This window comes from Allobosea sp. GW821-FHT03A12, assembly GCF_058986765.1.
Genome location: NZ_JBYSVZ010000003.1, coordinates 787,451 through 809,170 on the forward strand (window position 1 = coordinate 787,451; position 21,720 = coordinate 809,170).

Here is a 21,720-nt window from a genome sequence, read left to right on the forward strand (position 1 = left end):
CGAGAATGACGGCATAGAAAAGGGCGCCGCTTGCGCGGCGCCCTTCGTTTTTTATGACTGAGAGAAAGCTCAGTTCAACGCGACGCCCGCCGGCCGGTGCTCGCTCGCAGCGGTGAACTCGCCGAGCATCAGCCCTGCGGGTCCGACCGTGACCGGCACGGTCTCGTCGTCGCGGATCGCGCCCGAGAGCAAGAGCTCCGCCAGCGGATCCTGCACCGACTTCTGGATCACGCGCTTCAGCGGGCGCGCGCCATAGGCGGGGTCGTAGCCCTTCTCGGCCAGCCAGTCGCGCGCCTCAGGCGAGAGGTCGAGCGTGATCTTGCGGTCGACCAGCAGCTTGGCGAGCCGGGCCATCTGGATGTCGACGATCGCACCCATGTCCGCGCGCCGCAGGCGGTGGAACAGGATGATGTCGTCGATCCGGTTCAGGAACTCCGGCCGGAAGGCATGGCGGACCACGCCCATCACCTCGTCGCGCACGACGTCGCTGTCCTGGCCATCCGGCTGGTTCACCAGGAACTCCGAACCGAGATTCGAGGTCATGATGATCAGCGTGTTGCGGAAGTCGACGGTGCGGCCCTGGCCATCGGTCAGACGCCCGTCGTCGAGCACCTGCAGCAGGACGTTGAACACGTCCGGATGCGCCTTCTCGACCTCGTCGAACAGCACGACCTGATAGGGCCGACGCCGCACGGCTTCGGTCAGCGCGCCGCCTTCCTCATAGCCGACATAGCCGGGAGGCGCGCCGATCAGCCTGCTGACCGAGTGCTTCTCCATGTATTCGGACATGTCGAGCCGGACCATCGCCGTCTCGTCGTCGAACAGGAATGCCGCCAGAGCCTTCGTTAGCTCGGTCTTGCCGACGCCGGTGGGGCCGAGGAACATGAACGAGCCGATCGGCCGGTTCGGATCCTGCAGGCCGGCGCGGGCGCGCCTGACCGCCTTGGAAACGGCCTCGACCGCTTCCTCCTGGCCGACGACGCGGGCGCCGAGGCTCTGCTCCATATGCAGGAGCTTCTCCTTTTCGCCCTCCAGCATCTTGTCGACCGGCACGCCGGTCCAGCGGCTGACGACCTGCGCGACATGGTCCGGCGTCACCGCCTCCTCGACCATGCCGGAGCTGTCGCCCTTGGCCTCGATCTCGGCCAGCGCCTTCTCGAGCTGCGGGATCTCGCCATAGGCGAGCTCGCCGGCACGCTGGTACTCGCCCTTGCGCTGGGCCTGGGCGAGCTCGTTGCGCGCGTTGTCGAGCTTGGTCTTGATCTCTGCAGCCTGGCCGAGCTTGTCCTTCTCGGCCTTCCAGGTCGCGGTGATCGCAGCCGAACGGGCCTCGAGCTCGGCAAGCTCGGATTCGAGCCGCTTCAGCCGCTCCTTCGAACCGGCATCGCTTTCCTTCTTCAGCGCCTCCTGCTCGATCTTCAGCCGGACGATCTCGCGATCGATCGAGTCGAGTTCCTCGGGTTTGGAATCGACCTGCATGCGCAGGCGCGCCGAGGCCTCGTCGACGAGGTCGATCGCCTTGTCCGGCAGGAACCGGTCGGTGATGTAGCGGTTCGACAGCGTCGCGGCCGAGACCAGCGCCGAGTCGGTGATGCGCACGCGATGGTGCTGCTCGTACTTCTCCTTCAGGCCGCGCAGGATCGAGATCGTGTCCTCGACAGTCGGCTCGTCGACGAAGACGGGCTGGAAGCGCCGCGCCAGTGCCGCATCCTTCTCGACATACTTCCGGTATTCGTCGAGCGTGGTCGCGCCGACGCAGTGCAGCTCGCCACGGGAGAGGGCGGGCTTCAGCAGGTTGGACGCATCCATCGCGCCGTCGGTCTTGCCGGCGCCGACCAGGGTGTGCATCTCGTCGATGAACAGGATGACCCCGCCCGCCGCGGCCGAGACCTCGGAGAGCACGGCCTTCAGCCGCTCCTCGAACTCGCCGCGATATTTCGCGCCGGCGATCAGCGCGCCCATGTCGAGGGCGAGCAGTTCCTTGTCCTTCAGGCTCTCGGGTACGTCGCCGTTGACGATGCGCAGCGCCAGCCCTTCCGCAATCGCGGTCTTGCCGACGCCGGGCTCGCCGATCAGCACGGGATTGTTCTTGGTGCGGCGGCTCAGCACCTGGATGGTGCGGCGGATTTCTTCGTCGCGGCCGATCACCGGGTCGAGCTTGCCCTCGCGCGCCGCGGCCGTGAGGTCGCGCGCGTACTTCTTCAGCGCGTCATAGCCCTGCTCGGCCGAGGCGGAATCGGCGGTGCGGCCCTTGCGGATCGCCTCGATCGCCGCGTTGAGGCCCTGCGGCGTGACGCCGGCCTTGGCCAGGATCTTGCCGGCCTCGCTGTCCTTCTCGATCGCGAGCGCGAGCAGCAGCCGCTCGACCGTGACGAACGAGTCGCCGGCCTTCTCCGCTGCCTTTTCGGCGGTGTCGAAGACACGCGCCAGCTGGGGCGTCAGATGCAGGCTCGACGCACCCGCGCCGCTCACCTTGGGGAGCTTGGCAAGGGCTTCGTCGACCAGCTGCTTTGCCTGCCGCGACTGCCCGCCCGACCGGTCGATCAGCCCGGCGGCCATGCCTTCGCTATCGTCGAGCAATGCCTTCAGCACATGCTCGGGCGTGAACTGCTGATGGCCATCGCGCATCGCAATCGTCTGCGCGGCCTGCAGGAATCCCTTCGCCCGGTCCGTATATTTCTCGATGTTCATCTAGTCACCTCCGCCCGCCGGTCGCGCCCCGAAGCGGCGGAGCCGGCTGCCTTTCAAATGGGATAGGGCCCCCTGATGGGCTGCCCTTCGTTCCAAGAGATAGTGTTGCTTTCCCGCAACGGAAGGGGGGAGGGCGCAGCTTTGGCGTTGACCTTTGTCAAAGCCTGCGCCCAGCCTGCCGGCATGGTCGGTACCAAGCGGCAACAGGCGATTCGAAGGGCGTTGCGGGCGCTGGTGCCGGGCATTCCGCTGGCCGATGCCGAGACGGTGCTGGCCCTCGCCGGCCGGGTCCAGATGAAGGCACTGCCGCCCTCGACCGCGCTCTGGCTGGCACTCGGCTCCCATGTCCGGCACGCCCATACCGATTATGACCGGTTGCTCGCCGAGGGCTATGAGCGCGATGCCGCCCGCTTCTTCGTCGTGGATGCGATCGACGACGTGCTTTCCGGCTGGGGCTGCCAGCGCTCGATCCTCGATGATGAGGAAGCCGAAGAAGGCGCGGAGCAGCCGCATTGATCGGATCGATGCAATCCTTTCATCGAGCGTGATCGCCCGGCGAGTGGCATCCGTTCGCTTGCCATGGCAGGGTCCGCCGCCTCGCAATCGGAAGGGCAGGGCCCATGCGCGTCGCTTCGCTGTATCGCTATCCGGTCAAGGGACTTTCGCCCGAGCGACTGAGCCGGGCCGAGTTACCGGCGGGCGGCTATTTCCCCGGCGACCGGCTCTTCGCCATCGAGAACGGCCCCTCCGGCTTCGACCCGGCCGAGCCGGTGCACCAGCCCAAGATCAAATACCTGATGCTGATGCGCAACGAGTCGCTGGCACGCCTGCACACGCGCTACGATGATGCCAGCGGTGACCTCGTCATCGGGAATGCCGGCGAGGAGACGCGCATCGCGACCGGGACCGCGGCAGGCCGTGAACACCTCAGCGCCTTCTTCAAAACCTTCATGCCTGACGAATTGCGCGGTGAGCCGCGCCTGCTGGAAGCGCCGCAGGGCTATCGCTTCACCGATTCACGCTCGGGCTTCGTCTCGATCATCAACCTCGCCAGCGTTGCAGACCTGGAGACACGGCTCGGCGTGCCTGTCGATCCGCTGCGCTTCCGTGGCAATGTCATGGTCGAGGACCTGCCGGCCTGGGCGGAGCTCGATCTAGCGGACCGCGAGCTCACTGCTCCGTCAGGCCTGCGGCTCCAGGTGATCAAGCGAATCGAGCGCTGCGCCGCCACCAATGTCGACCCGTCGACCGGCATCCGCGACCTGCAGATCCCGAAGGCGCTGATGCAGGGTTATGGCCATGTCGACTGCGGCATCTATTGCCGGATCATCAGCGGCGGGACGCTGGGCGAAGGCGAGCGGCTGACCCTGGTCGAGGCCAGCGAGCCGGCGGCGCTCGGCGTCGCCTGAAAAGCGAAAGGGCCCTCGCGGGCCCTTTCATTGTTTTGATCCGTGGCCGGATCACTCGGCCGGGGGCTCGCCGCCATCACCGCCGAGGGCGTCCATCACCTCGCGCGGCGAGCGCCGCCGGGGCGCCCGACGCTTCGGCTTCTCGCCGGCCTCGGGTGCGACCTCCGCGGCGTCCGCCGGAGCTGCTGCTGCCGGCGGGGCGGCGACCGGAGCCTCGGCCTCCTCGGCGATCGCGATCGGCACGCGGGTCGGCGTGGTCAGGAAGGCCGGCAACCCGGCCGGAGCATCCTGCTCTTCATTGCTGTTGCTGGCGCGAGCCTCGTCGCGGTCGCGGCGCGAGGGACGCTCGCCACGCGGCGGCCTGTCGGGGCGCTCCTGGCGCTCCGGCCGCTCGAAGCGGCGCTGCTCGCCCTGGCTTTGGACCGGCGCGATGTCCGGCTGCTCGGCGCCCGGCTGAGCCTCGGGGCGCGGGGCATAGGAGCCGTTCTGGCCCTCGTTGCGGTCGAAGCGGCGTTCGCCCCGGTCCTGGCGCTCGCCACGGTCCTGACGGTCGGCCCGATCCGGGCGGTCATTGCGATCCTGCCGATCGAAACGACGCTGGCCGTTGCGATCGAAATTGCGCTCCTGCCGGTCCTGGCGAGGTGGCCGGTCGAAGCGCTGGCCGTTGTTCTGGCCGCCGCCTTCGCCGTCCTCTCGCTGGCCGCCATGGCCGTTCACGCCGTTGTGCTGGTGCTCGCCTTGCGGCTGGCCGCCCTGGAAGCCGGCCTCCTCCTCGCCCTCCTCCTCGAGTTCGTCGGCATCTTCGACGAAGGCGCGATTCGGCTGGAAGGTGTGCCCGAACTGCTGGGTCATCTGCTCCTGAGCGGCGAGCAGGATCCGATAATAGTGCTCGGCGTGCTGGAAATAATTCTCGGCCGCCACCGGGTCGCCCGAGGACTGGGCGTCGCGAGCGAGCTGCAGGTACTTCTCGGCGACATGTTGCGCCGTGCCGCGGACCTTCACGTCCGGACCGTTCGACTCGTAGCTCCGCTGCAGCGGGTTAGGAGACTTCCGGTTGCCATTGTTGCTATTGTTATTGTTGTTGTTACGGCCGCGCATGCGCCGGTTCTGACCTGGTCTCATTCGCGTCTGTCTCGCGTTGTGTTCATTCGAAGCAACCTTGAGGTCGTCATGCACGTCGTGTCGCGCGGCGGGTTGCGGCGCCGCGCTGGGGGAATTCGACCTGGAAGGGCTCTGCGCCGGTATGGGTCTTCACGCGCTCTTTCCAATGGAGCCTTACCGGCTCCCCCTCCGAACGGCTGTCTCGCGCGCTCGGAGCCTTCGGTCTCGCTATGTCAGTAACGTCGATTCTGGCAGTGATCCGAGGGCTCGGCCCGCTCTGCGGAACCTAGCCAAGGGTTATGTGCTGTCGACACTGTCTCCAAGACCATGCGTGCATAGCTGGTTTTGCCGCTTCTTCCAAGCAAATTCGCGCAGCTTGCTGTGCATTGGTCAGGGAACATGCCTGAAGACGAGGGCGCGAATATGGCCGCCGAGATCGCGCCGGGAGTCGAGATGGCTGAGGCCGGTCTGCCGCATCAGCGCGACGACCGCCTCCTCCTGCCCGGCTCCGATCTCCAGTATGGTGAGGCCGCCGGGCTTGAGATGGCCGGGTAGGGCGGTGGCCAGGGCGCGATAGGCGTCGAGGCCATCCGGCCCGCCATCGAGGGCGAGCAGCGGGTCATGCTCGCGTACATTCTTATCGAGATGGGCGATCTCGGCGCTGCCGATATAGGGCGGGTTCGACAGGATGAGGTCGAAGCAATCGTCCATCCCTGCGGTCCAGTTGCCCTGATGGAAAGAGGCGCGCTCGCCGACGCCGTTGCGGGCGGCATTGCCGGTCGCGGTCGCGACCGCATCGGGCGACAGATCGATCCCGAGCCCGCTGGATTGCGGAAACTCGCGCAAGGTCGCGATCAGGAGGCAGCCGGTTCCGGTGCCGAGATCGAGCATCCGCAGCTTGCCGTGCCGCCGCGGGGCGAGATGGGCGAGCGCCGCTTCGATCAGGGTCTCGCTGTCCGGCCGCGGCTCCAGCGTGCCGGGCGAGAGCGCAAAGCTCAGGCCCCAGAACTCGCGCGCGCCGAGGACGCGCCAGAGCGGTTCGCCGGCGAGGCGCCGCGCCAGCGCATCGGTCAGCCTTGCGGCCGCCGCTGCATCGATGGGATCGCTGCCGCCCGCGAGATCCTCGATCAGGATGCGGGCTTCGAAGGTGAAATCGGCGATGCCGGCGCGCTTCAGCGCCAGCGCGATCGCCTTCCGGACGGTAGACGCAGCTTCGCCCGCTGCCGGCGTGGCAACGGGCGTGATCGCGTCGGTCGGTCTGGTTGTGCCGGTCAAATGTATCCTTGGCCCGGCGCCTGGCCGGTCAGTTGCCCTGCATCCCTTCTCGGATGCATTCCTTCATCTTGATCCGCAGTCCGGACTTGCTCTCCTTAGCGCCGCGATACTGACGCTGACAATCGCGCCGCGCCTGCGACTCGGTCTTGGCATTGTGGAGCGTCGCCGGCTGGCCGCCGAGGACCTTCTTCGCGGTCTGCTCCTGCGCTCCCGCGGAGGCCGGCACGAAGGCGACGGCGGCGGCGAGGGCAATGGCGCTGAACAGGACTTTCATCTCTCTATCCTCCCCATGAAAACGGTCGGTGCGTCCAGAACGCGCGAGAGAGACGAAGGTTTCACACGCTGCCTTGCTCAGCGAGCAGCTCGGCCTGGCGCTGGGCCGTCAGCGCATCGATGATCTCGTCGAGAACCAGGCCCTGCATCATCTCGTCGAGCTTGTAGAGCGTCAGGTTGATGCGGTGGTCGGTCACCCGTCCCTGCGGGAAGTTGTAGGTCCGGATGCGCTCGGAGCGGTCGCCAGAGCCGACCTGCGAGCGCCGGTCGGCCGAGCGCTCGGCCTCGGCGCGGCTGCGCTCCATGTCGTAGAGCTTGGCCCGCATCAGGTCGTAGGCACGCGCCTTGTTCTTGTGTTGCGAGCGCTCGTCCTGAACGAGGACGACGATGCCGGTCGGGATATGGGTGAGGCGCACCGCCGACTCAGTCTTGTTGACGTGCTGGCCGCCGGCGCCTTGGGCCCGCATCGTGTCGATGCGCAGATCCTTCTCGTCGAGGCTGACGTCGACTTCGCCGGCGAGCGGCAGCATCGCGACCGTCGCGGCCGAGGTGTGGATGCGCCCGCTCGCCTCGGTGTCCGGGACGCGCTGCACGCGGTGCACGCCGGATTCGTATTTCAGCCTGGCATAGACGCCCTTGCCGGCGATCTCGGCGATGACCTCCTTGAAACCGCCGACCGTGCCCTCGCTTTCGGTCAGGATGTCGACGCTCCAACCCTTGCCGGCGGCGTAGCGCTGGTACATGCGCAGGAGATCGCCGGCGAAGAGCGAGGCCTCGTCGCCGCCGGTCCCAGCGCGGATTTCGAGGATGACGCCGCGTTCGTCGGCAGCATCCTTCGGCAGCAGCGCGATCAGGATCTCGCGGGCGCGCTCGTCGATCTCGGCCCTGGCGGCGTCGCGCTCCTCATAGGCGAGATCGCGCATCTCGGCATCGGTGGCGGGATCGTCGATCAGCGCCAGCGCCTCCTCCAGCCCGGTCTGCGCCTTGCGCCAGGACGCGATCGCCGCGACCACCGGATCGAGCTCGGCCAGCTCCTTCGACAATTCGACGACCCGGGTCGCCTCGGTCGCATGATTGATGGCATCGCTCGCCGCGGCATGGCGGGCGACGATTGAGTCGAGGCGGTCTTGCGGGAGCTGAAGCGACATGATGCGGAAACGATCTTGAGCGGAAAAAGGAGGTGGGCGCGGGCAGCGAGTGAAGCGTCGCTAGACCGGCACCTTCATCTCGGCAGCGAGGGCGGCAAGCAGCGGGCGCAGGGTGGCGGCGCCGTCGGAAGAGGAGAGCCAGGCGTCGAGGCGCTGGCGCGCCTTGCCGGCGTCGAGGGCGCGCAGCATCGCCTTGACCGGCCCGATCGAGGCTGACGACATCGAGAAGGAGCGATAGCCGAGCGCGATCAGCGCCAGCGTCTCGATCGGTTTGCCGCCCATCTCGCCACAGACGGTCACCGGGCAGTCCGCCTTGCCGGCTTCCTCGATGATGTTGCGCAAGGCGCGCAGGCCGGCGGCGGAGAGCGGGTCGAACCGGTCGGAGACGCGCTTGTTCTCGCGGTCGGCCGCGAACAGGAACTGCATGAGGTCGTTGGTGCCGATCGAGAGGAAGTCGGCCTCGCGGGCGATCTCGGGCAGCTCGAACAATAGCGAGGGCACCTCGACCATGACGCCGAGCTTCAGGCTCGCCGGTGCCGGGCGGCCATCGCGCTCCAGCATGGCGAGCTCGCGCCGCACCAGCATGCGGGCGCGCAGGAACTCGTTCACCGTCGCCACCATCGGCAGCATGATCTTCATGTCGCTGCCGGCGCCGGCGCGCAGCAGCGCTCGCACCTGCCCGCGCAGCAGCCGCGGCCGGTCGAGCCCGATGCGGATGGCGCGCCAGCCGAGCGCCGGGTTCTCCTCCTCCAACCGCTCCATATAGGGCAGCACCTTGTCGCCGCCGATATCGAGCGTCCGGAAGGTCACCGGCCGGCCGTTCGCGACCTTGAGCACGGCGTCGTAGAGCGCCTGCTGCTCGGCCGTGGTCGGCATGTGCTGCGCCACCATGAACTGCAGCTCGGTGCGGAAGAGGCCGACGCCCGAGGCGTTGGTCTCCTCCAGATTGGCCATGTCGACGAGCAGGCCGGCATTGATCTGCAGCTGGATCTCGACGCCGTCCTTCGTGATCGCCGGTTGCGTCTTGAGCTTGCGGTACTGCTCCTGCTTGCGGGCGCGCAGGCGGGCCTTGTCCTTGTAGGCGTTCTCGACGTCGGGCTGCGGCCGGATCTGCACCTCGCCGGCCTGGCCATCGACAATGACGGCGTCGCCGGCCTGGATCAGCGCGGTGGCGTTTGCGATCTCGCCGACCACCGGGATGTTGAGCGCGCGCGCCACGATGGCGATGTGGCTGGTCGGGCCGCCTTCCTCGAGTACGACGCCGCGCAGGTGCCGGCGGTCATAGTCGAGCAGCGCCGCCGGCCCCATCGAGCGCGCGATCAGGATCGCGTTCTCCGGCAGCTCCTCGCGCGTGACGCCGTTGGACTTGCCGACCAGCGTGCGCAGCAGCCGGTTGGCAAGGTCGTCGAGATCGTGCAGGCGCTCGCGCAGATAAGGATCGGTCTGGCGCAGCATCTTGGCGCGGGTGTCCGACTGCACGCGCTCGACCGCGGCCTCGGCCGTGAGGCCGGTCATCACAACCTCGCGCATGCGCCGGAGCCAGCCCTGGTCATGCGCGAACATGCGGAAGGTCTCGAGCACGTCGCGGTGCTCGCCGGTATGGGCGACGTCGCCGCGCTCGATCAATTCGTCGATGGCGAGCCGCATCGTCGCGATCGCCGCTTCCAGCCGCTGGACCTCGCGGCCGGGATCCTCGGCGATCAGGTTGGTGATCGCGACGCGCGGCTCGTGCAGCACGGCATGGCCGAGGCCGACGCCGTCGGCGAGGGTGGTGCCGATGCTGTGGATCGGCCGGTCGAGGCCGATGGTCGCGCCGGGCTTCGACAGCGCCTTCAGACCACCCGCCGCGATCATCTCGGCCATGATCATGGCCGTGGTCTGCAGCGACTCGACTTCGTCCTCGCTGTAGACCCGCGAGGCGCGGTTCTGCACGACGAGCACGCCCATCACCGCGCCGCCGCGCAGGATCGGCACGCCGAGGAAAGAGCGGTAGATCTCTTCGCCCGTCTCCGGCCGGTAGGAGAAGGCGGGGTGCGATTGCGCGTCGGAAAGCGCGAGAGGTTCCGCCTCGCTGGCGATCAGGCCGACCAGGCCCTCGCCGGCGCGCATCGTGGTGAGGTGGACCGCCTCGCGATTGAGGCCTTCGGTGGCGTAGAGTTCGAGCGAGCTATCTTCACGCAGGACATAGACCGAGCAGACCTCGGCCACGAGGTTGCCGGCGATCACGACGACGAGCCTGTCGAGCCGCTCCTGCGGACTGACCGGCGCCGCCATCACCTCGCGGAGACGGCGCAGCAGCACGCCCGATCCCCCGAGTGCGCCTCGCATCAAGAAAGCCCTCCGCCCGCCTCCACGGCCATGTCAGCCGAATACCCCCAGCAGACCTGACACCGCAACCACTGAGTCGCAAGCGCAAGCTGGGGTTCACCGCCCTCTGGCGGGCCGCTTCTAGCCAGCTGAGGGAGCGTTCGGCAAGGCCTTGGCGCGTGCCGGGGCGCCCTTGCCGTGCGCTGGGCGGGCGGGAGGGGAAGGCGTATTTGCGCGTGCGGAATTGGTATTCGCGCCCGATTTGCGTGTGGTGCGCAGTGTTTTGGGCCGCCCCGGCGGCACGATGTCGCCGCTGGGGATATCGAGGCCGGAGAGCGCGGCAAGGTAGCGCGACGTCCACCAGTCGATGTCCGTGGAGGAGATCGTCGCATAAAGCCGCTCGAAGCGGCGCTGTCGTTCCGACAACGGCATGGCGAGGGCCGTCCTGATCGCCTCGGCCACCTCGTGGGTGTCGAACGGGTTGACGATCAGCGCCTCGCCAAGCTGCTGCGCTGCGCCGGCGAAGCGCGACAAGACCAGGACGCCGGGGTCCTCGGGGTTCTGTGCTGCGATATATTCCTTGGCGACGAGGTTCATGCCGTCGCGCATCGGCGTCACCAGCCCGACCTGAGCGCGCCGATAGAGGCCGGCGAGGGCGCTGCGCGAATAGGCCTTCTTCACCACGCGGATCGGCGTCCAGTCGAATTCGCCGAGCGCGGCATTGAGCCGGCCGGCGACCTCGTCCGACATCCGGTCGAGCTCGGCATATTCAGGCACGTCGCTGCGCGAGGGCGGCGCGATCTGCAGGAGGCCGACCTCGCCGCGATGTTCGGGATGGTTGCGCAGGAAGGTGCCGAAGGCCTCCAGCCGCTGGACGATGCCCTTGGAATAGTCGAGCCGGTCGACGCCGATCACCAGCTTGCGGCTGCCGAGCGGGGCGGTCGTCGCCCGCACCGGCTGCGTCGCCGCCCGGACCGAGGCCTGGGCGAGCTTGCGGAAGCCCTCCACATCGATGCCGATCGGGAAGGCCTGCACCACCGCCTCGCGCTGGCCGGTCTTGACCCGGTTGCCCTCGCGGCGTGCGCCGCAGAGCGCGACCAGCCCGCCGATCAGGTTGGCGACGTCGTTCTGGGTCTGCAGGCCGATGAGATCATAGGCCGTCATCGTGCTGATCAGCGTCGAGGAGAAGGGCAGGGCGCCGAACACGTCGGCCGACGGCCAGGGAATGTGATGGAAATAGCCGATCCGGTTGGTGACGCCGCGCCGGCGCAGCTCGGCCGCGAGCGGGATCAGGTGGTAATCATGGATCCAGATGATGTCGTCGGGCCTGAGCAGCGGCATCAGCAACCGGGCGAAGCGGCGGTTGACGCCGAGATAGCCGGCATAGTCGGCGCGAGTGAACTCGGTCAGGCCGAGCCGGTAATGCATCAGCGGCCAGAGCGCCCGGTTGGCGAAGCCGAGATAATAGCTCTGGCGCTCGGCCTCGGTCAGGTCGGTGACAGCGTAGCTGACCTTGCCGTGCCTGATCGGCTCGACGCTGGTCGCCGGCTCCGCCTTGGTCGCCCCGCTCCAGCCGAACCAGAGGCCGCCATGCTGTTCGAGTGCCGAGCGCAGCGCGACCGCCAGGCCACCTGCCGCCACCTTCTCGCCTCGCTCGGGCATGGTGACGCGGTTGGACACGACGACAAGACGCATGATGCCTCACTTTTTCGCTGACGCTGCCGTTAGAGGCTGATCAGCCTCTAGAGCGCGGGAACAGAACGCGCGGGCAGGCGTAATGTTTCGTGTGCAGGCCGGCTCCCCGGCCGGATCGCGTCGCCGCCGTGACCGGATCATGGCGACCTCGCGCCAAACTGAACCTCGAATGTGGCGATGAGGGGACCGCCTGTCGTCCTTTCGCCCGCTTCGCCCTCTAACCAGACCGCCATGTCAGAGATGCTGAGCCCCGAAATCGCCGAGCCTCCCGCAAAAGCCGCTGCCATCACCGGGCAGATCGCTTTGTTCCTGGATTTCGACGGAACCCTGGTCGAGATCGCCCCCTCGCCGGAGGATGTGAAGATCGACCGGCGCCTGCCGGGCGCTCTGGACGGGTTGCGTGCCCGGCTCGGCGGCGCGCTGGCCCTGGTTTCTGGGCGACCCGTCGCCTTCCTCGACGAGGTGATGACGCCTTATCGCTTCGATGCCGCCGGCCTGCACGGCGCCCAGATACGCCTTGGAGGCGCCGATGCTCCGCTCGCGGCGCCCTCGGAAGCGCTGCATGCCGCGACGCGCAAGATGGTCCGCTTTGCCAACGCCCATGTCGGCGTCATCGTCGAGGACAAGCGCCAGTCCGTGGCGCTGCACTGGCGGCTGGCGCCCTCGCTTGCCGACGAGGCGCTGGCGCTGATGGAGCAGGTCTCCGCCGAGATCGGTCCGTCCATGCGCCTGCAGCGCGGCAAGGCTGTCGCCGAGCTGGTGCCGGCGAGCGCGAGCAAGGGCGGAGCGATCGATTGGCTGCTACAACACGAAACTTATGCCGGCCGCACGCCGGTCTTCATCGGCGATGACATCACCGACGAGGACGGGTTCTCTGCGGTCAATGCCGCAGGTGGCCTGTCGATCCGGATCGGTGGCGGCGACACCTGCGCTCGTCATCGCCTGGCCTCGCCGACGGCGCTGCGCCATGTGCTTCTCGCGGCCGCCGAAGGCGGCGACCTCACGCTCGACACCTTCCTCCAGAGCTGATTTCAGGGACAGGCATGACTGTGACGACCACCGCCTCGCCGAGAGTGGCCTCGCTCGATCTCGGCGTCATCGGAAACTGCACGATCGCCGCGTTGATCGACCGGCAGGCGCGCATCGTCTGGAGCTGCTTTCCGCGCTTCGACCGCGATCCGGTGTTCTGCTCGCTGATCGACAACCAGATCGACGATGGCGACGCCATGCCGAAGAAGGGTGTCTTTGCCATCGAGATGGTGGGGATGACCCGCTGCGAGCAGAGCTATCTCGACAACACCGCGATCCTGTCGTCGGTGCTCTCCGACGATCAGGGCAATGCGCTGGAGATCCTCGATTTCGCCCCGCGCTTCGTCCGCTATGAGCGCTTCTTCCGGCCGCCGCAGCTGGTCCGCCGTGTCCGGCGCATCTCCGGCCGCCCGCGCATCCGTGTCGTGGTCAAGCCTTGCCTCGGTCTCGGCGAGGAGCCGGACGAGATCACGCGCGGCTCCAACCATGTCCGCTTCGTCGGTGCCGACCAGACGATCCGGCTGACCACCGACGCGCCGCTCTCCTATGTGCTGGAGAGCATTCCCTTCGCGGTCGAGAAGCCGTTCTCCTTCTTCATCGGCTCGGACGAGGCCCTGCGTGCCGAGATCGAGACGACCTCGCGCGAGTTCCTCGACAAGACCACCGACTATTGGCGCGACTGGGTCCGTTCGCTCTCGATTCCCTTCGAATGGCAGCGCGAGGTCATCCGCGCCGCGATCACCCTGAAGCTCTGCTCCTTCGAGGAGAGCGGCGCGATCGTCGCGGCGCTGACGACCTCGATCCCGGAGGCGCCGGGCACGCAGCGCAATTGGGACTATCGCTTCTGCTGGCTGCGCGACGCCTATTTCGTCGTCCACGCCCTCAATCGCTTGGGCACGACGCGGACGATGGAGGACTATCTCGGCTTCATTACCAATGTCGTCGACAGCTATTCTGAAAGCGGCGCCGAGCATCTGCCACCGCTCTATCCGATTACGCGCGGCGGCGAACTCCGCGAATTCGAGGTGCCGAACCTCGCCGGTTATCGCGGCCATCAGCCGGTCCGCGTCGGCAATGGCGCGGCGACGCAGGTCCAGAACGACGGCTATGGCGCGGTCGTGCTCGCCGCGACCCAGTCCTTCTTCGATCGCCGCCTGATCCAGCCCGGCAAGGAAGCGCTGTTCGCCCAGCTCGAACGCATGGGCGAGCGCGCCATCCAGCTCTTCGACAAGCCCGATGCCGGCCCCTGGGAGCTGCGCGAGAAGGAGGTGGTCCACTCCTTCTCCAGCGTGATGTGCTGGGCAGCCTGCGACCGGCTCGCCCGCATTGCCGGCACGCTCGGCCGCGCCGACCGCAAGGAATACTGGCGCGGCGAGGCCAAGCGCCTGAAAGGCATCATCTCCGATCGGATCTGGAACCAGGAGAAGGGCCACTTCGTCTCGACCTTCGACGGGGCCGATCTCGATGCAACCCTGCTGCTGATCGCCGAGCTCGGCTTCGTCACGCCCGACGATCCGCGCTATATCGCGACGGTCGAGGCGATCGGTCGGGATCTCGGCCGGGGCGACCTGATCCTGCGCTATGGCACCGAAGACGATTTCGGCTTCATGCACACCGGCTTCCTGATCTGCGCCTTCTGGTATGTCGATGCACTGCACGCGATCGGGCGCAAGGACGAGGCCAAGGAGCTGTTCGGCCGCATCCTGCAGCGCCGCAACAGCTTCGGCCTGCTCTCGGAGGACGCCGATCTCGAGACGGGCGAGCTCTGGGGCAATTTCCCGCAGACCTATTCGATGGTCGGGCTGATCAATTCGGCGATGCGGCTGAGCAGGAACTGGGAAGAGGCGTTTTGAGGGGCGCCGTCATTCTGCAGCGAGTAAGGTTTACCAGTGTCCACGCCGCCGGTTCCAAGCGTAGAGCAGATCGGCGAAGCGGTCGTAGACGAAGCGTGTGATCGGGCGGACAAGCGGATGCCCGGTCAGCGCTGCCAGCCAAGACTCGCCCGGAGTGCGGCGCCAGATTTCGATCGCGACATCGGCCCCGACGAAAAGCTGGCCCTTCTCATCGACCGCATGCAATCGCCGGCGAATCTCATCCAACGTCGCGCCATAGCGGGCGAGCGCTTCGGGCTCGTGATTGATATCGCGAAATTCGATCGCACCTGCCTTCACTGCAGCAATCAGCCGACGCTTCTGGCGCGCGATGCCGGCATCGCAGACCGGACAATATGTGTTGTACCAGACGACGAAGCTCACGAGCGCCTCCGGTTGCGGTCCTGAAGCCGCTTACCCCCGCTTCAGCAGGAACACTGCCTGAGCGCCGAAGAGGTTCCAGAACCACCAGGGTGCGCTGACGCCGACCTTGCCGCCGGAGACATCGAGCGCGACCGCGCGCTCCTTCTCCGCCCCGACGGCGTCACAGAGCGCGACGAAGTCGCGGATCGTGCAGAAATGGATATTGGGCGTCTCCCACCAGGTGTAGGGCAGGGAGTCGGTCACCGGCATCCGCCCCATGAAGAAGACCTGGGACCGCATCCGCCAATGCCCGAAATTCGGGAAGGAGACGATGGCGCGCCGGCCGATGCGGAGCATCTGCTCCAGCACAAGGCGCGGATTGCGCGTCGCCTGGATGGTCTGCGACAGGATGACGTAGTCGAAGCTGTCGTCGGGATAGTCGGCGAGGTCGGTGTCGGCATCGCCCTGGATCACCGAGAGCCCGCGCGCGACGCAACCGGCAACGCCCTCGCGTGACAATTCGATGCCGCGCCCGTCGACGCCGCGGGTCTCGGCGAGCAGCGACAGCAGTTCGCCGTCGCCGCAACCGACATCGAGCGCGCGCGAGCCCGGCGTCACCATCTCGGCGACGAGGCGCAGGTCGATGCGGTTGGTCTGGGTGTCCGCCAGCGCCATGCTCAAATTCCCCTGGCGCGCGCCGCGGCGCCGATGAAGCCGCGCGTCGTCGCGAACAGGTTGGGCTCTTCCAGCAGGAAGGCGTCGTGGCCCTTGTCGCTTTCCAGTTCGACGAAGGAGACCGAGGCGCCGGCCGCGTTCAGCGCGTGCACGATGGCGCGCGAGTCGCTGGTCGGGAACAGCCAGTCCGAGGTGAAGGACGCCACGCAGAAGCGTGTCCGCGTCCCGGCAAAGGCTTTGGCCAGCACGCCGTCATGGTCGGCGCCGAGGTCAAAGTAGTCCATCGCCCGCGTCACATAGAGATAGGAATTGGCGTCGAAGCGCTCGACGAAGCTGATGCCCTGGTAACGCAGATAGCTCTCGACCTGGAAATCCGCGTCGAAGGTGAAGGTCGGCGCGCTGCGCTCCTGCAGCTTGCGGCCGAATTTGCGATGCAGCGCCGGCTCCGAGAGATAGGTGATGTGCGCGCCCATGCGCGCCACCGAGAGCCCTTTCGAAGGCCTCGTACCTTCGTCGAGATAACGCCCCTGGCGCCAATCCGGATCGGCCATCACCGCCTGGCGGCCGACCTCGTGGAAGGCGATGTTCTGGGCCGAGTGCTTGGCGGCGGTGGCGAGCGGCAAGGCCGAGAACACCCGCGTCGGATAGCTCGCCGCCCATTGCAGCACCTGCATCCCGCCCATCGAGCCGCCGGCGACGCAGAACAGGCTGTCGATGCCGAGCGAGTCGACGAGGTGGGCCTGCGCCCGCACCATGTCGCGGATCGTCACCATCGGGAAAGACAAGCCCCAGGGCCTGCCAGTCTCCGGATTGGTCGACGCCGGGCCGGTCGTGCCCATGCAGCCGCCGAGCACATTGGCGCAGATCACGAAGAAGCGGTCGGTGTCGATCGGCTTGCCCGGGCCGATCATCGCGGTCCACCAGCCGCCCTTGCCGGTGACCGGATTGCGGCTCGCAACATATTGGTCGCCGGTCAGCGCATGGCAGACCAGGACGGCGTTCGAGCGCGCGGCATTGAGCTCGCCATAAGTCTGGTAGGCGATCTGCCAATGCTCCAGCACGGCGCCGGAATCGAGCTGCAAGGCCTTGTCCGGCCCGAACGGGGCGAGCAGGCTCGACGGCTGGTTGGCTTCGGCCAGCGGGTCGGCGAGAAGGTCGGGAGCTTGCGTCCGGTTCGGCATTCGGATTTGTCTTGTCGCCCGGTCCGTTCGTAATAGCGGACACTACCGATGGCGCGGCTCTTCCCGTCTGTCAACGCGGCGATGCGTTGCGAACGCTTTGCCAAGCCCTTCGGCGACCGCTAAGAGACCGGCACGATTAAAGAAGTCTGGCCATCATGACAGAAGCCGCTCCGACCACGCTCGCCGACCTGCGTAGCGAGATCGACCGCATCGATGCGGCGATGCACGGCCTGCTGATGGAACGCTCGCAGATCATCGAGACGCTGATCGCGATCAAGAAGACGCAAGTCTCCGGCTCGGCCTTCCGCCCGGGGCGCGAGGCCGACATGATGAAGCGCCTGGCGCTGCGTCATCAGGGCCTGCTGCCGCTCGACACGGTCGAGAGCATCTGGCGCATCATCATCGCGACCTTCACCTTCGTGCAGGCGAATTATTCGGTCCATGCCGACATCTCCGGCGGCGATGCGCCGATGCGCGACAGCGCCCGCTTCCATTTCGGCTTCACCGTGCCTTTCGTCACGCATGAGGACGCCCGCGCCGTGATCGCGGCGGTGGCGGACTCGGCCGGCGATCTCGGCATCTTCCGCATGGATCTCGGCGCCAGCGCCGGCGTCTGGTGGCGTGACCTGATCGGCCCCGCCCAGCCCAAGATCATCGCGCGCCTGCCCTTCATCGAGCGGCCCGATCATCCCGCCGGCACGCCGGTCTACTGCATCGCCAAGCCGCTGACCGACGCCGCCGTGCGCGAGATCGTGCTCTATGCCGCTCGGGTCGAGCGCTGGTCGGAGCCGCTGCGCCACGGCCTCGCCCAGCATCTCGCCGAGGTCTCGGCCAGCGCCGCCGACGGCTCGCATCTGGCGCTGCTGGTGGCCGCCTCCGGTGAGACGCCGGTCGAAGCCATCCGCAGCGCACTCGAACCTGCGGGCCTCAAGGAGCTGACCGAGATCGGCAGCCACGCCGCCCGCTTTGCCTTCAAATCCGTCCGCTGATCACTCCTTCAAGGTCCAGCCCCATGGCTCTGCCCGCTCCTCGCCCCATCCCGCGTCCCGGCGTCCTCGACATCGAGGCCTATGTACCCGGCAAATCCTCGGCCCCGGCCGGCGTCAAGCTGCACAAGCTCTCCTCGAACGAGACCCCGCTCGGCCCGAGCCCGAAGGCGATCGCCGCCTATGGCAATCTTTCCGGCAAGCTCGAACTCTATCCGGATGGCTCGGCGACCAAGCTGCGCGAGGCCATCGCCGGCCGCTACGGGCTCGACGCCAACCGCATCGTTTGCGGCACCGGCTCGGATGAATTGCTGCAGCTGATCACCAAGGTCTATCTCGGCGATGGCGACGAGGGCGTGTTCACCGAGCACGGCTTCCTCGTCTACAAGATCGCGATCCTTGCCGCCGGCGGCAAGCCGGTGATCGTGCCCGAGAAGAACCTCACCGCCGATATCGACGCGATCCTCGCCGCGGTGACGCCGCGCACCAAGATCGTCTTCCTCGCCAACCCCAACAATCCGACCGGCACCTATCTGCCCTTCGACGAGGTCAAGCGCCTGCAGGCGGGCCTGCCGCCGCATGTGCTGCTCGTGCTCGATGCAGCTTATGCGGAATATGTCCGGCGCAACGACTACGCCTCGGGCCTCGAACTGGTCGCGACCACCGAGAACGTGGTGATGACGCGCACCTTCTCGAAGATCTACGGCCTGGCGAACCTGCGCCTCGGATGGGCCTATGGCCCCGCCCACATCATCGACGCGCTGAACCGCACCCGCGGCCCGTTCAATGTCAACGGCGCCGCGATCGAGGCCGGCGTCGCTGCCATCGCCGACGAGGCGCACATCGCCTCGGCGATCGAGCACAACGACAAATGGCTTGCCTGGACCACGGCCGAATTGGAGAAGCTCGGCCTCACCGTCACGCCTTCGGTCGGCAACTTCCTCCTGATCCATTTCCCGGCCGTCGCCGGCAAGAGCGCCAAGGAGGCCGATGCCTTCCTGACCCAGCGCGGCCTGATCCTGCGCTCGGTCGCCTCCTATGGCCTGCCGGATGCCTTGCGCATGACGATCGGCAGCGAGGAGGCCAATCGCCTCGTCGTCGCGGCCCTGGCCGAGTTCCTGGGCAAGGCCGCGTGAGCGCGCCCGAGAGCTTCGCGCCGCGCCGTGACGAGCCGCTCTTCGGGCGGCTCGCCATCATCGGCATCGGCCTGATCGGCTCCTCGATCGCGCATGCGGCGAAGGAGCTCAACCTCGCCCGCCATATCGTGCTGAGCGACGCCGACGTTGATGTCCGCCGCCGCGCCCGCGAGCTCGATCTCGGCCATGAGATCGCCGAGACCGCGATCGAGGCCGCCCGCGATGCAGACCACATCGTGCTCTGCGTGCCGGTCGGTGCCTGCGGCGCCGTCGCGGAGGAGATCGCCGGCGTGCTCAAGCCCGGCGCGATCCTGTCCGATGTCGGCTCGGTCAAGCATGCGGTGGTCGAGGCCGTCAGCCCGCATCTGCCCGAGGGCGTGCATTTCGTCCCGGCCCATCCTGTCGCAGGCACCGAGAATTCCGGCCCCGACGCCGGCTTCCCCAGCCTCTTCCTCAATCGCTGGTGCATCCTGACGCCGCCGCCCGGCACCGACGAGGCGGCGATCGCCCGCACCCGCCAGTTCTGGGAGGGCATCGCGGCGATCGTCGAAGTGATGGGCTCGCAGCACCATGACCTCGTCCTCGCCATCACCAGCCACCTGCCGCATCTGATCGCCTACAACATCGTCGGCACCGCCGAGGATCTGGCGGCGGTGACGCAGTCGGAGGTGATCAAGTTCTCGGCCGGCGGCTTCCGCGATTTCACCCGCATCGCGGCGAGCGATCCGACGATGTGGCGCGACGTCTTCCTTGCCAACAAGGAGGCGGTGCTGGAGATGCTCGGTCGCTTCAACGAGGACCTGGCCCTGCTCACGCGTGCGATCCGCTATGGCGACGGCGAGACCCTGCACAAGCATTTCACCCGCACCCGCGCCATCCGCCGCGGCATCGTCGCGCTCGGCCAGGAGAAGGCCGAGACGGAGAAGCTGAAGAAGAGCTGAAGGGCAGACGCTTTCGTAGCTCAGCGGAATTCCACAGACAGGCGTGAATTCCGTGTGCCTTGTGGCGCTAGTCTGCCTTGTCAAAATGGGGTCGGGCTGATACAGCCCCACCCGTCGCCGCAATAGCTCAGCTGGTAGAGCACCTCATTCGTAATGAGGGGGTCGGGGGTTCGAATCCCTCTTGCGGCACCACTCCCACTGTCAAAGACGTTCATCGCCGCCCCGAAAGGGCGGTTTTTTGTTATTTTTTGAACTTTTTCGGTCCGCTGGCGTTCAGGGGGGTTCATTGACAGTCGCGCTGAATGTTGGCCCTTCTGTTGGCCTAGCCAATGAGGCCAACAAGGGCGAGGCCAACACATGCCGCTGTCCGATGTCGTAATCCGTGCCGCCAAGCCGGCCGCCACAGTGCAGAAGCTGTCAGATGGCGGCGGGCTCCAACTCTGGTTGATGCCCAACGGCGCGAAGCTGTGGCGGTTGGCATATCGTTTCGCCGGGAAGCAGAAGAAGCTGGCAATCGGCCCCTATCCCGCCATCGGTCTGTCTGAGGCGCGGGGCAAGCGCCAGGAAGCCAAGGCTCATTTGATAGCCGGCCGGGACCCCTCGATACAGAAGCAGGTGGACAAGGCGCAGGCGCTGGAGGCGCAGGGCCAGACCTTTGCCAAGGTCGCGGCCGAGCTGCTGGACAAGAAGCGGCGGGAAGGCAAAGCGGCCAACACGCTTGCGAAGCTCGAATGGCTGCACGGGCTGGCCAACGCCGCCATTGGTGACCGGCCGGTCGCGGAGGTCACGGCAGCGGAAGTTTTGTCGGCCTTGCGTAAGGTGGAGGGCAAGGGCCGGCTCGAAACCGCCAAGCGCCTTCGCGCAGTTATCGGCGAGGTGTTCCGCTACGCCATAGCGACTGCGCGGGCTGAGAACGATCCGACTTTCGCCCTTCGTGGGGCGCTGTCGGCGCCAGTGGTGAAGCATCGGGCCGCAATCACTGATCCTGCGCAGCTCGGTGGCTTAATGCGGGCGATCGGCGGGTTTCAGGGGCAGCCATCGACGAATGCCGCGCTTAAGCTGATGGCCTATCTCTTTCCCCGTCCCAGCGAGTTGCGCATGGCGGAATGGCGGGAATTCGACCTCGACAAGGCCGTTTGGACGATTCCTGCGGCTCGCGCGAAGATGCGACGCGAACATCGGGTGCCGCTGCCGCAGCAAGCCCTCGCTATCCTGAAGGAACTTCAGGCGATCACCGGCGCAGGCCGCCTTGCTTTCCCCGGTTATGGCATCAGTGGAGGCCAGGGGCGGAAGGTGGAGCAGCGGCCGATTTCGGAGAACACTTTGAATGGCGCCCTGCGCCGCATGGGTTTCGCGCAGGACGAGATGTCCTCGCACGGCTTCCGCGCTACCGCCTCGACTCTCCTGAACGAGAGCGGCAAATTCTCTGCCGACGCGATCGAGCGAGCGCTGGCGCATCAGGACCCGGACGCGGTGCGGCGCGCCTATGCACGCGGCGAGCACTGGCATGAGCGGGTGGCGATGGCGCAGTGGTGGGCCGATCAGATCGACGCGTGGCGGGATGGCGCGAAGGTGTTGTCCTTCGAGCCGAAAGCCGGCGGAGGCACAGCAGCGACAAAGCTTGCGGCCGACTAGAGTG

Annotated in this window: 18 protein-coding genes and 1 tRNA gene; 9 read left to right on the top strand and 10 right to left on the bottom strand. The window is 67.1% G+C overall.

Annotation, left to right across the window (positions count from 1 at the left end; genetic code table 11):
• Positions 1 to 69: 69 nt before the first annotated feature.
• Positions 70 to 2,691 (bottom strand): ATP-dependent chaperone ClpB, encoded by a 2,622-nt coding sequence (clpB, locus tag AC3WLC_RS11275; RefSeq protein WP_493684013.1) that lies wholly within the window; start codon positions 2,689 to 2,691, stop codon positions 70 to 72.
• A 141-nt stretch (positions 2,692 to 2,832) separates the two neighbouring features.
• Here clpB and AC3WLC_RS11280 point away from each other — a divergent pair, with 141 nt between their 5' ends.
• On the top strand, positions 2,833 to 3,207 hold the full coding sequence (locus AC3WLC_RS11280) for a DUF2293 domain-containing protein (protein ID WP_493684014.1): 375 nt from the start codon (positions 2,833 to 2,835) through the stop codon (positions 3,205 to 3,207).
• Positions 3,208 to 3,311: 104 nt separating this feature from the next.
• Complete coding sequence (locus tag AC3WLC_RS11285) at positions 3,312 to 4,100, top strand: MOSC domain-containing protein (protein WP_493684015.1); 789 nt, start codon at positions 3,312 to 3,314, stop codon at positions 4,098 to 4,100.
• A gap of 51 nt (positions 4,101 to 4,151) precedes the next feature.
• On the opposite strand, the gene AC3WLC_RS11290 is transcribed toward AC3WLC_RS11285, so the two are convergent.
• The 6 genes from AC3WLC_RS11290 to AC3WLC_RS11315 all read right to left on the bottom strand — a co-directional run bounded on the left by AC3WLC_RS11290 (position 4,152) and on the right by AC3WLC_RS11315 (position 11,902).
• Positions 4,152 to 5,198, bottom strand: coding sequence for a DUF4167 domain-containing protein (locus tag AC3WLC_RS11290; protein ID WP_493684016.1), 1,047 nt, complete (start codon positions 5,196 to 5,198; stop codon positions 4,152 to 4,154).
• Between the two features lie 393 nt (positions 5,199 to 5,591).
• Positions 5,592 to 6,476, bottom strand: a complete 885-nt coding sequence (gene prmC / locus AC3WLC_RS11295) for a peptide chain release factor N(5)-glutamine methyltransferase (protein WP_493684017.1) — start codon at positions 6,474 to 6,476, stop codon at positions 5,592 to 5,594.
• A 28-nt stretch (positions 6,477 to 6,504) separates the two neighbouring features.
• Entirely contained in the window at positions 6,505 to 6,750 is a 246-nt protein-coding gene (locus AC3WLC_RS11300; RefSeq protein WP_493684018.1) for a hypothetical protein, read from the bottom strand.
• Between the two features lie 61 nt (positions 6,751 to 6,811).
• Complete coding sequence (gene prfA / locus AC3WLC_RS11305) at positions 6,812 to 7,897, bottom strand: peptide chain release factor 1 (protein ID WP_493684019.1); 1,086 nt, start codon at positions 7,895 to 7,897, stop codon at positions 6,812 to 6,814.
• 60 nt (positions 7,898 to 7,957) lie between these two features.
• Positions 7,958 to 10,225 carry a phosphoenolpyruvate--protein phosphotransferase gene (ptsP, locus tag AC3WLC_RS11310; RefSeq protein WP_493684020.1) on the bottom strand — a complete coding sequence of 756 codons (2,268 nt, stop codon included), beginning with the start codon at positions 10,223 to 10,225 and terminating at the stop codon, positions 7,958 to 7,960.
• 120 nt (positions 10,226 to 10,345) lie between these two features.
• Complete coding sequence (locus tag AC3WLC_RS11315) at positions 10,346 to 11,902, bottom strand: alpha,alpha-trehalose-phosphate synthase (UDP-forming) (protein ID WP_493684544.1); 1,557 nt, start codon at positions 11,900 to 11,902, stop codon at positions 10,346 to 10,348.
• 228 nt (positions 11,903 to 12,130) lie between these two features.
• Between AC3WLC_RS11315 and otsB the strand changes: the two genes are divergently transcribed.
• Together otsB and AC3WLC_RS11325 are read left to right on the top strand one after the other, a co-directional pair.
• A complete protein-coding gene (gene otsB, locus AC3WLC_RS11320; RefSeq protein ID WP_493684021.1) occupies positions 12,131 to 12,928 on the top strand; it encodes a trehalose-phosphatase in 798 nt (265 codons plus the stop codon).
• A gap of 14 nt (positions 12,929 to 12,942) precedes the next feature.
• Positions 12,943 to 14,781 carry a glycoside hydrolase family 15 protein gene (locus AC3WLC_RS11325; RefSeq protein WP_493684022.1) on the top strand — a complete coding sequence of 613 codons (1,839 nt, stop codon included), beginning with the start codon at positions 12,943 to 12,945 and terminating at the stop codon, positions 14,779 to 14,781.
• Between the two features lie 30 nt (positions 14,782 to 14,811).
• Here the strand turns inward: AC3WLC_RS11325 and AC3WLC_RS11330 are convergent, their stop codons facing one another.
• From AC3WLC_RS11330 to metX, 3 genes are read right to left on the bottom strand one after another with little or no spacing between them, the layout of a single operon-like run.
• The gene (locus tag AC3WLC_RS11330) at positions 14,812 to 15,183 is read right to left on the bottom strand and encodes a thiol-disulfide oxidoreductase DCC family protein (protein WP_493684023.1); all 372 of its coding nucleotides are present in this window, start codon (positions 15,181 to 15,183) and stop codon (positions 14,812 to 14,814) included.
• Positions 15,184 to 15,213: 30 nt separating this feature from the next.
• Entirely contained in the window at positions 15,214 to 15,837 is a 624-nt protein-coding gene (gene metW / locus AC3WLC_RS11335; RefSeq protein WP_493684025.1) for a methionine biosynthesis protein MetW, read from the bottom strand.
• Positions 15,838 to 15,839: 2 nt separating this feature from the next.
• On the bottom strand, positions 15,840 to 17,018 hold the full coding sequence (gene metX, locus AC3WLC_RS11340) for a homoserine O-acetyltransferase MetX (protein WP_493684027.1): 1,179 nt from the start codon (positions 17,016 to 17,018) through the stop codon (positions 15,840 to 15,842).
• A gap of 155 nt (positions 17,019 to 17,173) precedes the next feature.
• Here metX and AC3WLC_RS11345 point away from each other — a divergent pair, with 155 nt between their 5' ends.
• The 5 genes from AC3WLC_RS11345 to AC3WLC_RS11365 all read left to right on the top strand — a co-directional run bounded on the left by AC3WLC_RS11345 (position 17,174) and on the right by AC3WLC_RS11365 (position 21,716).
• On the top strand, positions 17,174 to 18,007 hold the full coding sequence (locus tag AC3WLC_RS11345; protein WP_493684028.1) for a chorismate mutase: 834 nt from the start codon (positions 17,174 to 17,176) through the stop codon (positions 18,005 to 18,007).
• A gap of 23 nt (positions 18,008 to 18,030) precedes the next feature.
• Complete coding sequence (hisC, locus tag AC3WLC_RS11350; RefSeq protein ID WP_493684029.1) at positions 18,031 to 19,140, top strand: histidinol-phosphate transaminase; 1,110 nt, start codon at positions 18,031 to 18,033, stop codon at positions 19,138 to 19,140.
• Positions 19,137 to 20,081 carry a prephenate/arogenate dehydrogenase family protein gene (locus AC3WLC_RS11355; RefSeq protein ID WP_493684030.1) on the top strand — a complete coding sequence of 315 codons (945 nt, stop codon included), beginning with the start codon at positions 19,137 to 19,139 and terminating at the stop codon, positions 20,079 to 20,081. The genes hisC and AC3WLC_RS11355 overlap by 4 nt, the downstream gene beginning before the upstream one ends.
• 116 nt (positions 20,082 to 20,197) lie before the next feature.
• Positions 20,198 to 20,273, top strand: a tRNA-Thr gene (locus tag AC3WLC_RS11360).
• A gap of 165 nt (positions 20,274 to 20,438) precedes the next feature.
• Positions 20,439 to 21,716: a tyrosine-type recombinase/integrase gene (locus AC3WLC_RS11365; protein ID WP_493684031.1), complete on the top strand. Its 1,278-nt coding sequence runs from the start codon at positions 20,439 to 20,441 to the stop codon at positions 21,714 to 21,716.
• The last annotated feature ends 4 nt before the right edge of the window (positions 21,717 to 21,720 follow it).